Source organism: Curtobacterium sp. ME26, from assembly GCF_903970945.1.
GTDB lineage: Bacteria > Actinomycetota > Actinomycetes > Actinomycetales > Microbacteriaceae > Curtobacterium > Curtobacterium citri.
In genome coordinates, this window is the sequence record NZ_CAJCKG010000029.1 from 1 (window position 1) to 12,926 (window position 12,926).

At 72.0% G+C, this 12,926-nt stretch carries 10 protein-coding genes; 4 read left to right on the forward strand and 6 right to left on the reverse strand.

Features of this window, described 5'->3' with window-relative positions:
• Positions 1 to 5: 5 nt before the first annotated feature.
• The 3 genes from H7A69_RS11845 to H7A69_RS11855 all read right to left on the reverse strand — a co-directional run bounded on the left by H7A69_RS11845 (position 6) and on the right by H7A69_RS11855 (position 3,591).
• A complete protein-coding gene (locus H7A69_RS11845; protein ID WP_182047194.1) occupies positions 6 to 2,252 on the reverse strand; it encodes a HelD family protein in 2,247 nt (748 codons plus the stop codon).
• Positions 2,253 to 2,383: 131 nt separating this feature from the next.
• Positions 2,384 to 3,220 (reverse strand): aldo/keto reductase, encoded by an 837-nt coding sequence (locus H7A69_RS11850; protein WP_182047195.1) that lies wholly within the window; start codon positions 3,218 to 3,220, stop codon positions 2,384 to 2,386.
• Positions 3,220 to 3,591 carry an FKBP-type peptidyl-prolyl cis-trans isomerase gene (locus H7A69_RS11855; RefSeq protein ID WP_182047196.1) on the reverse strand — a complete coding sequence of 124 codons (372 nt, stop codon included), beginning with the start codon at positions 3,589 to 3,591 and terminating at the stop codon, positions 3,220 to 3,222. Before H7A69_RS11855 ends, H7A69_RS11850 begins: the two co-directional genes overlap by 1 nt.
• A 148-nt stretch (positions 3,592 to 3,739) precedes the next feature.
• On the opposite strand from H7A69_RS11855, the gene H7A69_RS11860 reads away from it, so the two are divergent.
• Positions 3,740 to 5,056: an MFS transporter gene (locus tag H7A69_RS11860; protein WP_182047197.1), complete on the forward strand. Its 1,317-nt coding sequence runs from the start codon at positions 3,740 to 3,742 to the stop codon at positions 5,054 to 5,056.
• A 119-nt stretch (positions 5,057 to 5,175) separates the two neighbouring features.
• Positions 5,176 to 6,261 carry a YihY/virulence factor BrkB family protein gene (locus tag H7A69_RS11865; protein WP_182047198.1) on the forward strand — a complete coding sequence of 362 codons (1,086 nt, stop codon included), beginning with the start codon at positions 5,176 to 5,178 and terminating at the stop codon, positions 6,259 to 6,261.
• A gap of 41 nt (positions 6,262 to 6,302) precedes the next feature.
• Here the strand turns inward: H7A69_RS11865 and H7A69_RS11870 are convergent, their stop codons facing one another.
• The 3 genes from H7A69_RS11870 to H7A69_RS11880 form a co-directional block, all read right to left on the reverse strand.
• Entirely contained in the window at positions 6,303 to 7,772 is a 1,470-nt protein-coding gene (locus tag H7A69_RS11870; RefSeq protein ID WP_182047199.1) for an aspartate ammonia-lyase, read from the reverse strand.
• A gap of 126 nt (positions 7,773 to 7,898) precedes the next feature.
• Complete coding sequence (locus H7A69_RS11875) at positions 7,899 to 8,195, reverse strand: hypothetical protein (RefSeq protein ID WP_182047200.1); 297 nt, start codon at positions 8,193 to 8,195, stop codon at positions 7,899 to 7,901.
• Positions 8,195 to 9,451 carry an inorganic phosphate transporter gene (locus H7A69_RS11880; RefSeq protein ID WP_083263701.1) on the reverse strand — a complete coding sequence of 419 codons (1,257 nt, stop codon included), beginning with the start codon at positions 9,449 to 9,451 and terminating at the stop codon, positions 8,195 to 8,197. Before H7A69_RS11880 ends, H7A69_RS11875 begins: the two co-directional genes overlap by 1 nt.
• A 116-nt stretch (positions 9,452 to 9,567) precedes the next feature.
• Here H7A69_RS11880 and H7A69_RS11885 point away from each other — a divergent pair, with 116 nt between their 5' ends.
• Both H7A69_RS11885 and H7A69_RS11890 read left to right on the forward strand, forming a co-directional pair.
• Entirely contained in the window at positions 9,568 to 11,256 is a 1,689-nt protein-coding gene (locus H7A69_RS11885; protein ID WP_182047201.1) for a cation:proton antiporter, read from the forward strand.
• 82 nt (positions 11,257 to 11,338) lie between these two features.
• Positions 11,339 to 12,913, forward strand: coding sequence for an ABC transporter permease (locus H7A69_RS11890; RefSeq protein ID WP_182047202.1), 1,575 nt, complete (start codon positions 11,339 to 11,341; stop codon positions 12,911 to 12,913).
• Positions 12,914 to 12,926 lie beyond the last annotated feature (13 nt).

Consider the following 12,926-nt stretch of genomic DNA (forward strand, 5'->3'; position numbering starts at 1 on the left):
GTCCGTCAGTCGGTGACGTCGACGACCACGAGCCGTCGCGTCGGACGCGTCATCGCGACGTAGACGGCGGCCGCGGCGCGCGCCGCGTCGGCACCCACCCGGTCCGGGTCGACGAGCAGCACGCCGTCGAACTCGAGGCCCTTCGCGTCGGCGCCGGTGAGCACCGTGACGGAGCCGGGACGCGGCGAACCGAGCCCGCGGACGTCGGCGTCGGTCCGTGCCAGGCGCTCCCGGACCACGGCCACGTCGGCCTCGGGCACGACGACCCCGATGGTGCCCGAGCCGATCCGGTCGCGCTCGGCGTCGACCCGCTCGGCGACCGCGTCGAGCAGCGCCGCACGCGACACCGTGACGCGGTCGACCGGGTCGCCGTCGCGCACGGCCTCGGTCCGGGTGACGGTCAGTCCGGCGGCGGCGGCGAACGCCCCGGCGGCCTGCACGATCGAGCGCGGGGTCCGGTAGTTGACCGTGAGCTCCTCGATGCGGTGGTCGAGCGGCACGGCCGGCGCACGGCCCCGACGACGGCGGGCGAGGGCGCCGAGCACGTCGTCCCACGTCCGCGCGGCTGCCGGTGAGGAGCCCTGCGCGGTGTCGCCGACGATCGTGAAGGACCGCAGCGGGTTCCGACGGGCGAGCACGCGCCACTGCATCGGCGAGAGCTCCTGCGCCTCGTCGACCACGATGTGTCCGTAGGTCCACTCGCGGTCCTCGGCGGCGCGCTCGGCGGTCGTGCGCGGGTCGCCGCCCTCGGCGAAGGAGCCGGCGACCTGCTCGGCACTGACGATGCCCTCGACGCCCATGTTCTCGATCGCCTGGCGCGCGTTCTCGATGTCCCGGTTCCGGCTCGCCTTCGCGGCGCGCTTCGCGGCCCCGCCGGTCGGGTCGAACGGGCCGAGGAGCTCGGCGGCCTCGTCGAGCAGCGGGACGTCCTCGATCGTCCACGCGGTACCACGGGACCGCTGCAGCAGGGCGCGGCGCTCGGGCGTCCAGTCGGGGGTCAGCGAGGCGAGCCAGTTCGGCCGCGCGTACAGGTCCTCGAGGAACTTCTCTGGGGGCAGCGGCAGCCACGCGGTGTTGAGCAGGACCCGGGCGTCGTAGGAGCTGCGGATGTCCTCGCGCAGGACCTTCTCGTCGGCCTCGTCCACGGTCGTGCCGCGCGCCCGCAGCTGCTCGGCGAGCAGGCGGGTCATGGCGTCGAGCGCGATCTTGTTGAACGTGACGCGGGCGACGTTGTGCGGCTTCCCCCGGTCCTGCGCGCGCTTGAGCGCGTCGGCGACGAGCTGCGGCGGCACGGTGAGCCGCTCGCCCTCGACCTCCAGGGTGACCGACGTCGTCGGGACGACCTGGCGGGACCGCACGGCCCGGTGGAGCAGCGAAGCCATCTGCGCCGACCCCTTGACCGCGGCGACGTCCCCGTGGTCGTGCGTCGTCGCGTGCACGCCCGGGTAGAGCGACCCGAGCGACGCCATCACGACACCGGTCTCGCCGAGGGACGGCAGCACCTGCTCGATGTAGGTGAGGAAGGCCGGCGACGGACCGACCACGAGCACGCCGGAGCCGCGGAGCCGCTCGCGGTGCGAGTAGAGCAGGTAGGCGGCGCGGTGCAGCGCCACGGCGGTCTTGCCGGTGCCGGGGCCGCCCTGCACGACGAGCACGCCCTCGAGGGGCGACCGGATGATGCGGTCCTGCTCGCCCTGGATGGTCGCGACGATGTCCGTCATCCGGCCGGTGCGCTCGGCGGTGACGGCCGCGAGCAGCGCCCCCTCGCCCTGTAGGTGGGTGCGCTCGTCGTCGTAGAGCGCGGCGTCGAACACCTCGTCCTCGACGCCCACGACCGTGCGGCCCTCGAGCGTCAGGTGTCGGCGGGCGCGCATCCCCATCGGGTGCGCCGCGGTCGCCTGGTAGAACGCGCTCGCGCCGGGGACGCGCCAGTCGAGCAGGAGCGGCCGGTGCTCGTCGTCGCGAAGACCGACGCGGCCGATGTACCGGAAGGCGTCCTCGGTGGAGTCGGGGTCCGCGACCTCGAGCCGACCGAACACGAGCCGGTCCCCGACCCGCTCGAGCGTCGCGACGGTGTCCTCGTAGAGCCGCGCGTACGCGTCGCGTTCGCTGCGGCTCTGGTGGTTGCCGCCCACCGCCTGGCGGCGGGTCTCGGCGAGGCGCTGCTCGGCGTCGGCCGTCAGCTCGTCGAGACGGGCGAAGAGCCCGTCCACGTACCCACGCTCACGGTCGATCTCGGTCGGTTCGGACACACGCCACCCTTCGGGAAACAGGGGTGTCCAGTGTAGTCCCGCCGGGCGACCACGAGGGGCGTCGTGACGCCGGACGGACGGGAGGCGCGTGGCGGACCCCGCCACGCGCCTCCCGTCCCGGGCACTCGGCCCTACATCTCCTCGTGCGTGTCCGGGTCGCCGTCCCACAGGCGACCGCGCTCGAGCCCGGAGATCGCGCGGACCTCGTCGTCGGAGAGCTCGAAGCCGAAGACGTCGAGGTTCTCGCGCTGCCGGTCCACGTCGCCGGACTTCGGCACCGGGACGGCACCGAGCTGGACGTGCCAGCGCAGGACGACCTGGCCCGGCGTCACCCCGTGCACGGCGGCCGCGTCGAGCACCGGCTGCTCGGTGAGCAGTTCCGACTGCTTCGCGAGCGGGCTCCAGCTCTCGGTGACGATGCCGTACTCGGCGTGCACCTTGCGGAGCTCGGCCTGCGGGAAGTACGGGTGCAGCTCGACCTGGTTCACCGCGGGCGCGACACCGGTGGCGTCGATGATCGCCTCCAGGTGCTCGGGCGTGAAGTTCGAGACGCCGATCGAGCGGACCTTGCCGCTGTCCCGGAGGTCCACGAAGGCCTTCCACGTGTCGACGAACCTGCCCACCGACGGGTTCGGCCAGTGGATGAGGTACAGGTCGACGCGGTCCAGCCCGAGGTTGCCGAGCGTCTCGTCGATCGACCGGTGCGCCTCGTCGTAGCCGTGGTGGCGACCGGGCAGCTTCGAGGTGACGACGAGGTCCTCGCGGTCGACCTCGGACTCGCGGACGGCACGGCCGACGGCGTCCTCGTTGCCGTAGTTGAGCGCGGTGTCGAGCAGCCGGTAGCCGCTCGTGATCGCCGCACCGACGGCAGCGGTGCCCTCGTCGCCGTTCAGCCCGTAGGTGCCGAGGCCGAGCTCCGGGAAGCGGTGGCCGTCGTTCAGCTCGATCGTGGGCGCGCCGACCTGCATCAGCGGACCCCGAGCAGGTCGATGATGAAGATGAGGGTCTTGCCGGACAGGAAGTGTCCGCCGCCGGCGGGGCCGTAGGCCAGCTCCGGCGGGACGACGAGCTTGCGGCGGCCGCCGACCTTCATGCCGGGGATGCCCTCCTGCCAGCCGCGCACGAGCGCCGCGAGCGGGAAGTCGATCGGCTCGCCGCGGTTCCAGGAGCTGGCGAATTCGTCGCCGGTCTCGTACTCGACGCCGGCGTAGTGCACCTTGACCGTCGAGCCGGCGGTGGCTTCGTCGCCGGAGCCCTCGACGATGTCGGTGATCTCGAGCTCGGTGGGGGCCGGGCCCTCGGGGGCGTCGAACTCGGGCTTGCTGTTGAGGTCAGTCATGCCGGCCAGTCAACCAGGTCGGTGCGCGGCCGATCCGGGCCGCGCGGTGGTCTCGCTGCCCGCGAACGGGCACGATCCGTCGCGGTGGACGGACCGTTGCGACCGATTCCGCCCGCTCGTGCGGCGGGGGCACCAGAATGGTTCCACCGTGACACGACCTGACACCGCCCCGCGCCGCCGCCTGCTCGCCGACCTCACCCCGCTCCGCCGCTCCCCCGCGTTCGCGCGGCTCTGGGCCGGTACCGCGATCGCCGGCATCGGCACGCAGATGACCACCGTCGCCGTCGGCCTCGAGGTCTACGAGATCACCCGCTCGACCTTCGCCGTGGCACTCGTCGGCGTCATCGCCCTCGTGCCGATGATCGTCGCGGGGCTCTACGGCGGCATGCTCGCCGACGCCTTCGACCGGCGGCTCGTGGCCCTGGTGTCGTCGATCGTCGCCTGGGTCGCGGTCGCGCTCATCGCCACGCACGCCTGGCTCGGGCTGCACAGCGTCGCGCTGCTCTACGTGCTTGCGACCGTCAACGCCGTGGCCGCGACGGTGAGCAACGCCTCGCGGTCGGCGATCGTCCCGCGCCTGGTCGGCACCGACCTGCTCCCCGCGGCGAGCGCCCTCGGCGGCATCGCCTCCGGGTTCCAGGTCACCGTGGGTCCGGCGATCGCCGGGGTGCTCATCGCGAGCGTCGGCTTCGCGCCGACCTACACGATCGACGTGGTCCTGTTCACGTTCGCGTTCCTCGGCGTCCTCACCCTGCCGCGGATGGCCGCCGACCGCGACGCCCTGCGGCCGGGGTTGGGCTCGCTCGTCGAGGGCGCCCGGTTCCTCCGACGCTCCCGGAACATCACGATGACGTTCGTGCTCGACATCGTCGCGATGACGTTCGGGCAGCCCCGCGTGCTCTTCCCCGCGATCGGCGCGCTCGTGATCGGCGGTGGATCGATCACGGTCGGGACGCTCACCGCCGCCTACGCGATCGGCGCGCTGCTGTCGAGCGTGTTCTCCGGTCCGCTCGGCCACGTGCGGCGCCAGGGCGAGGCCGTGGGCTGGGCGATCACCGCCTACGGAGCGGCGATCGCGGCGTTCGGCGTGGTCATCGCGCTCGCGCACGTGCTCGGCGGTCGCTCGGGCGAAGCCTTCAGCACCGGGATCCTGCCCGCGCTCGGGCTGGCGGCACTGTTCCTCGCCGCGGCGGGCGGTGCCGACAACGTCAGTTCGGTGTTCCGGAACACGATCCTGCAGGCGGCGTCGCCCGACGGCATGCGCGGGCGGCTCCAGGGCATCTTCATCGTCGTCGTCACCGGCGGCCCGCGGCTCGGCGACCTCTACGCCGGCCTCGTCGTCGCGGCCGGCATCGCGTACCCGCCGGTCATCGGCGGCGTGCTCATCATCGGGCTCGTCGCGCTGCTGCTCCGGCTCGTGCCGTCCTTCCGCCGCTACGACGCGCTGCACCCGCACGCGAACTGACCGCCGTCGCGCCCGGCGGGAGGACGAGACTCGCCCCGGCGGACGAGGCTCGCGCGCGGACGCCGCGGAAGTGTCCGCCGGGCCGAGTCTCGTGGAGCGGGTCCGGTACCGTTCACTCCATGCCCGACAGCGCCTCGCGCGACCTGCAGCGGACCGGTGTCCGCGCGGTCGTCCGGCGCACCTACCACTCGGTGATCCGGCACCGGGTCGTCGACGCCGCTGCGTCGCTGACGTTCTTCGCGCTGCTCACGGCGTTCCCGGCGGCGCTCGCGGTCGTGTCCGCCCTGTCCGTCGTCGACCGACAGGGCGACAGCGTGAACGACATCGTCGAGGTGCTCGGCTTCATCGTCCGACCGGAGACCGCGCAGCACCTCGAAGGGCCGCTCCGGCAGCTCCTGACGCTCGACGATCCGTGGGTGGGCTTCTCGATCGGGCTCGTGCTGACGCTCTGGTCGCTCTCCGGGTACGCGACGGCGTTCGGTCGCGCGATGAACACGGCGTACGAGGTCGAGGAGGGCCGCCGGATCTGGAAGTTCCGCAGCATGATGCTCCTCGTCACGCTGCTCGTGATGGTGGGCGGGGCGATCGCGATCGTCATCCTGCTCGGCACCCCGACGGTCTCGGCCGCGATCGTGCGGCAGCTCGGGTGGGCGCCCTGGATCGACGACCTGTGGAACGTGGCGAAGTGGCCGGTGCTCGCGGTCGTCCTCGTCGTGATGGTCGCGGTGCTCTACACCGCGACGCCGAACGTCAAGACCCCGCGGCTGCGGTGGGTGTCGGCCGGGGCGGCCTTCGCGATCCTGACCTGGGCGCTGGCGACCGTCGGCTTCTCGGTCTGGGTCGAGACGGTCGGCAGCGGCGGGAACCGTGCGTACGGCTGGCTGGGCGGCGCGATCCTGCTGCTCGTCTACCTGTACATCTCGAACTTCGTGCTCGTGGTCGGCGGGGAGCTCGACTCCGAGGTGATCCGGCTGCGGCAGCTGCTCGCGGGCATCGAGGCCGACGAGACGATCCGGCTCCCGCTCCGCGACGTCACGCGGAACTTCACGCTCGCCCGGTGGCGGGACCAGGACGTCCGCGCGGCGCAGGACGTCCGCACCGCCGCGCTCGAGCGGGCCGCGGAGGACGACGAACCCGACCTCGAGGCCGAGCGCCTGCGCGAGCTGTCGCAGCAGGTCCGCGTCGGCGAGCGCCCGCTGCCGTAGGGCGCGGCGCTGCCGCCGGCGCTCGCCGTCAGCGCTCGCCGTCAGCGCTCGCGAGCGGCCTCGTCCAGCATCTCCTCGGTGACGACCGGGATCGCGCCCGTCGCGAGCTCGATGCCCGACAGCCGCGCCGGCGACAGGACGCGGTGCACCTGGTCCTCGTCCATGAGCCCCGCCGCCGTCACGAGCGTCGCGATCGGCGTCGAGGTCGTCAGCGCCGTGTGCGCGATCGACGCGGCGGCCGCGTACCCGATGTAGGGCGTCAGGGCCGTCACGACGCCGACGTTGGTGTCGACCTGCGCCGCGAGCTTGGCCTCGTTCGCCTCGATCCCGGTCACGCAGTGCACCCGCAGCGTCGCGCACCCGCTGGCCATCCACTGCAGTGACTGCAGGATCGAGTGGGCGATGATCGGCTCGAAGGCGTTGAGCTGGAGCTGCCCGCCCTCGGCCGCCATCGTCACGGTCGTGTCGGCACCCGCGACGGCGAACGCGATCTGGTTCACCACCTCCGGGATCACCGGGTTGACCTTGCCCGGCATGATCGACGACCCCGCCTGCCGCGCCGGCAGCGTGATCTCGCCGAGTCCGGCCTGCGGCCCGGACGCGAGCAGGCGCAGGTCGTTGCAGATCTTCGAGAGCTTCGCGGCGCTGCGCTTCACCGTGCCGGACAGGGTCATGAACGCGCCGGCGTCGCTCGTGGCCTCGATGAGGTCCGGTGCCGTGACGATGTCGAGCCCGCTGGCGACCTGCAGCTGCCGACGGACCTCGTCGCGGTACTGCGGGTCCGCGGTGATGCCGGTGCCGATGGCCGTCGCACCGAGGTTCGTCTCGGCGAGCAGCGGCGTCACGGTCCGGAGCAGCAGGACGTCCTCCTGGATCGTGTGCGCGAACCCGGTGAACTCCTGCCCGAGGGTCATCGGCACGGCGTCCTGCAGCTGGGTCCGACCGATCTTCAGCACGTCCTGGAACGCCCGACCGCGCTCGGCGAAGGCGTCGGAGAGCAGTTCGAGCTGCTCGGTGAGGCGCCGCACGCCGAGGATCATCGCCAGCTTGATGCTCGTCGGGTAGGTGTCGTTCGTCGACTGGCTGCGGTTCACGTGGTCGATCGGGTGCAGGTACGCGTAGTCGCCCTTCTCGCGACCGAGGATCTCGAGAGCGCGGTTGGCGAGCACCTCGTTCGTGTTCATGTTCGTCGAGGTGCCGGCCCCGCCCTGCACGATGTCGACCACGAACTGCTCGCGGAGCGCCCCGTCGCGGACCTCCTGCGCGGCTCGGTCGATCGCATCGGCCCGTTCGGGGTCGAGCACGCCGATCGCCTTGTTGGCGCGTGCCGCGGCCTGCTTGACGGTCGCGAGGGCCTCGATCAGGTCCGGGTACACCGCGATCGGCACCGAGGTGATCGGGAAGTTCTCGAGGGCCCGCAGGGTGTTGATGCCCCAGTAGGCGTCGGCCGGGACCTCGAGGGTCCCCAGCGAGTCGGTCTCGGTGCGGGTGCGTGCTTCGTTGCCGGTCACCCTGCCGAGGCTAGCCCGTCCGGTCGGTGCGGTCCGGCAGGTCGGCGCGCGTGGTGACCGGTGGACGGACGGGAGGCCCGTGGCGGCGTCGCCACGGGCCTCCCGTCCGTCAGGTGGTGACGTCCGTCAGTGGAACTGCGGGACGATCAGGTAGATCCCGTAGAGCACGGCGAGACCGGAGAGGGCGAAGCACGCGACGGCGAGCGCGCGGAACGCCCGGACGCCGGACTGGACCCTCCCGGGCTGGGGGAAGCCGGCCGTGGCCGGGCCGACCGTGCCGTCGTCCTTCACGGTGTACTTACCGGCGCGGGTGTCGGCGGCGCTCCAGAGGCGGAGGCCGATCGAGTAGACGAGGACCACGAAGCACGCGGCGACGACCGCGACGATCGCGACGGTGAGGAACGCAAACCAGTCGATACCCATCAGCGGCGTCCTCCGTTGCGTCCGGCCATGCGGCGCAGGGTGCGCTCGCGGCTGAGCTCGGCGCGACGCTCGGCGACCCGGGCCGCGCGCTTCTTGCGCTGCAGGTCGCGCAGCTCCTTGCGGGTGAAGACCGCGTTCGCGGCGACGTCGACCTCGATGGCCGAGGCCTGCTCGTGGGGCTTCCGGAGCGACCAGAGGTACAGCCCCAGGATCACGGCGGCACCGACGACCGCGTCGATCACGAGGCCCCCGATCCCGAGCCGGGCGATGCCCGACGCGACGGCCCCGACGGCCGCGGCGGCCGGCAGCGTGATGAACCAGGCGATGACGATCTTGCCCGCGGTCGACCACTGGATCTTCGACCCGCGGCGGCCGAGACCGGCGCCGATGATCGAGCCCGAGGAGACCTGGGTCGTCGACAGGGCGAAGCCGAGGTGGCTCGACGCCAGGATGGTCGCGGCGGTCGACGCCTCGGCCGCGAAGCCCTGCGTGGCGCGGATCTCGGTGATGCCCGACCCGAGCGTGCGGATGATGCGCCACCCGCCGGTGTAGGTACCGAGGGCGATCGCGAGGGCGCAGGCCACGACGACCCAGAACTGGACGCCCTGGTCAGCCGACTGCGCGCCCGAGGCGATCAGGGTCAGGGTGATGACGCCCATGGTCTTCTGCGCGTCGTTCGTGCCGTGTGCGAGCGACACCATCGAGCTCGTGAAGACCTGGCCGATGCGGAACCCGCCGCGCTCGTTCGGGAACACCGGACGGCGGGTGACCCGGTAGGCGATGCGCGTCGCGAGCAACGACACCAGCGCGGCGATCACCGGCGACAGGAAGGCCGGGATGATGACGACCGTCAGCAGCGCGGCGTAGTTGACCGAGTCGAAACCGGCGCCGACGATCGCGGCCCCGATGAGCCCGCCGAACAGCGCGTGCGAGGACGACGACGGCAGGCCGCGCAGCCACGTGATCATGTTCCACACGACCGCGCCGATGAGTCCCGCGAAGATCATCTCGGGGGTGATCGCCACCCCACCAGGTCCCTCGTTGATGAGGCCGTGCGAGATCGACGTCGCGACGGCGGTGCTGAGGAACGCACCGACCAGGTTGAGCACCGCGGCGACCGTGACGGCCACCTTGGGCTTCATGGCACCGGTGGCGATCGGCGTCGCCATCGCGTTGGCGGTGTCGTGAAATCCGTTTGTGAAGTCGAAGAAGAGGGCCAACGCGATGACCAGGACGACTATGAGTGTGATGTCCACCGCGGGCAAGTGTCCCAGGCAGGACCGCTGAGCACAAACCCTGCCGTTCACCCGTCGTTCACCGGGCCTGCGGGATCGTTCAGGATCGGAACGACCCGGATGGGAGGATGGACCCCATGGACACCGCGGAACTCCTCATCCTGCTGATCGGTTCGCTCGCGGTGACCGGCTTCGCGCGCGCCAAGGGGCTCCCCGCACCGCTGCTCGTCACGGCCGTGGCGCTGGCGGTGTCGTTCCTCCCCGGACTGCCCGAGATCGAGATCGACTCCGAGGTCATCCTCACCGTGGTCCTGCCGCCGCTGCTCTACTCGGCGGCCCTCGACGTCTCGTGGCAGAGCTTCCGGCAGTCGATCAAGCAGATCCGACGCCTCGGCATCTTCCTCGTGATCGTCACGGCGGCGGCGGTCGGACTCGCGGCGTACGTCCTCATCCCCGACATGGACTGGCCGGCCGCGATCCTGCTCGGCGCCGTGGTCGCGCCGCCGGACGCCGTGTCCGCCGCCGCGATCGGGCGCAAGCTCGGCCTCCCCCGCCGCGTGATGACGGTGCTGTCCGGCGAGAGCCTCATCAACGACGCGGCGTCGCTGACCCTGGTCAGGGTGTTCACGCTCATCGCCGCGGGCACGTCGCTGACGATCTGGCAGGACCTCGGCATCTTCGGGCTCGCGATCGGCGTCGGCCTGGTGGTCGGCATCGTCCTCGGCGTCGCGGTGCACTGGATCCGGATGCGCATCAACGATCCGGTCGTCGAGACGATCATGAGCATCCTGCTGCCGTTCGTCGCCTACGTCCTCGCCGAGCACCTGTCCGGCTCCGGGGTCATCGCGGTCGTCACCGCGGGGCTCTACATCGGCTACAACTCGCCGAAGGAGGGCTACGCGACCCGGCTGCAGGAACGCCCGCTGTGGACGAGCATCGACGTCATCCTCGAGGGGTTCGTCTTCGCCCTCATCGGGCTGCAGCTCAAGACCGTCGTCCAGGACCTCCTCGAGAGCGACCGCAGCCTGACGCAGACGCTCACCGCCGCCGCGGTCGTGCTCGCCGTCGTGATCCTCGTCCGGCCCCTCTTCGTCTTCGAGTCGTACGCGCGCAACCGGTTGAACCGGCTGTGGCTCAGACCCCTGCGGGTCCGGCTGTCCCGGGGCCACCGGTCGCTCCGCTGGCTGCGCGGCACGGCCGAACCGAAACTGAACTGGCGGGAGCTCACCGTCATCTCGTGGACCGGCATGCGCGGCGTGGTCACGCTCGCCGCCGCGGTGGCCGTCGTCGCCGACCCCGTGGAGATCAAGGCGCAGGACACCATCTTCATCATCGCGTTCGTCGTCACGGTCGGCACGCTCCTGCTGCAGGGCCTCACGCTCCCCTTCGTCATCCGCGCGCTCAAGGTGCAGGACCCGGCGGAGGGCGAGGAGGACGTCCGGAGCGAGATGCGCCTCAACCAACGCACGACCGAGGCCGCGATCGCGCTGCTCGAGCGCCGGCGTCCGGCCTGGGCGCAGCAGTACGGGCACCAGGCGGTGGACAGCGTGGTGAACCGGCTGAAGGCCCGGCTCGAGCGGCAGGCCGAGACCTTCCGCCGCGACGCGGAGGAAGAGGAGGACGAGGAGCGCAACGCCCCGATGCGCCTCCGCGGGGCGCAGATCCAGGACATCCGGCGCGAGCTGCTCGACCGGCGGCGGGAGATCGTGCTCGAGGAGCGCGAGAAGGGCAACCTCGACGAGGAGGTCATGCGCCGCGTGCTCGTGACGCTCGACGCCGAGGAGCTCGCGATGGACTCGGCGCAGGCCTCCCGCAGTCGTTCCTGACCGGCGTCCCGCTCTCGGCGCACCGTGAGCGGACCGGGCGTATCGTGGCGCTCCGATCCCAGGAAGAGGAGCAGAGCGCCGAGTGAGCGAGCCGCGGAACGACGTCCCCAGGAACACCGACCTCCCGGAACGAGACGGAGCGCCGCGGCAGACCGCCGCCCCCAGGCAGCGGCAGACCCGGCCCTCGACCCGCGGCGGCTCGAAGCCCCGCCGGGGTGCCCCGGTCGCCGGCAGCCGGACCAGCGCGGGCGGCCGCTCCCGCGTGCGCCAGGCCCCCGTGCCGGAGCCGCAGCACATCAGCCGGTACCGCCGCTGGTACGGCACGCTCCACCCCTCGCTGCAGCTGATCGGCCTGCAGCTCTGGATGCCGCTGTTCTTCATCGTCGGCTTCTGCCTCTGCTACGTCTTCGCCTTCCACGCCCCGCACCCGCACGACGTCCCGGTCGCACTCGTCGGGAGCGACCCCACGCTCGTCGCCGCCGTCGACAAGGCCCTGCCCGGTGAGTACGTCTTCCACGTGGTCGACTCGCTCGCGCAGGCGAAGCGGGACGTGCTCGCGGGCACGATGGCCGTCGCCTACGACCCCTCGACGAACGAGGTCTTCAAGGCCAGCGCCCACCAGTTCCAGGTCGCCTCGCTCGTCCCCGCGACGCTGTCCGGCGTGCTGACGGGCATCGGCGTCGCCGCACCGACGATCACCGAGCTCGCGCCCCTGCCCGCGTACGACGAGTACGGCACCGTCGCGATGTACGTCATGCTCGCCTGGTGCATCGGCGGCTACATGGTCGCGATGTTCATCGGCATCATGGGCGGCCCGCTCCGCCACCGCGTCCGCATGGCGGTCATCGTCGTCGGCGGCCTCGTCATCTCGCTCATCACGAACACGCTCGCCGGGCCCGTGCTCGGGGCGATCCACGGACACTGGGTCGAGCTCGTCCTCATCGCCTGGGGGTGGATCGTGGCGATCGGGCTCGCGGTCAACGGCCTGAGCTACTTCGTCGGCCGGTTCATCGCCGCACCCGCGATGATCTGCTTCGTCTTCCTCTCGATGCCGTCGTCCGGCGGCGCGTACCCGAAGTGGTTCATGCCCGAGCCCTTCGCGTGGCTCAACCACGTCGTGGTCGGCTCGAGCATGGTCGACATGATCAAGCACGAGATCTACGGCGTCGGCCCCGGGTTCGGCCGCGGTCTCGTCACGATGGCCTGCTACGCCGCGGCGGGCCTCGTGCTGATGTTCTTCGGCAAGGCGTGGTGGGAGCGCCGGCGCATCGCGGCGATCGTCGGGAACCGCACGACGATGTTCCAGGACGCGCAGACCGCGAACCGGGAGTTCCTCGGCCGCCAGCGCGACGCCGAGCTCGAGCGGCACGGTCTGACGTCGACCGAGACGGGCACGCTGAGCATCCTGCGCGACGAGGACTGGCAGGACGAACGCGTGGGCGGTGACGTCTTCACCGGTGCCCGCGACGGGCTCGAGGGGCAGGCGCCGCAGACCGGTCGCATCCCCGTGGTGCGGTCGGCGGACCGACCCGGTCCGGCGCGGACGCCCGGAGCGGGGAACGGACCACGCACCCGCCCGGTCGCGCGACCGGAGGCACCGCGCACGGAGGTCGCCCGCACCGCGGAGCGGGCGCACGGGCGGCACGCGGACCGCTGAGCGCGTCCGACCC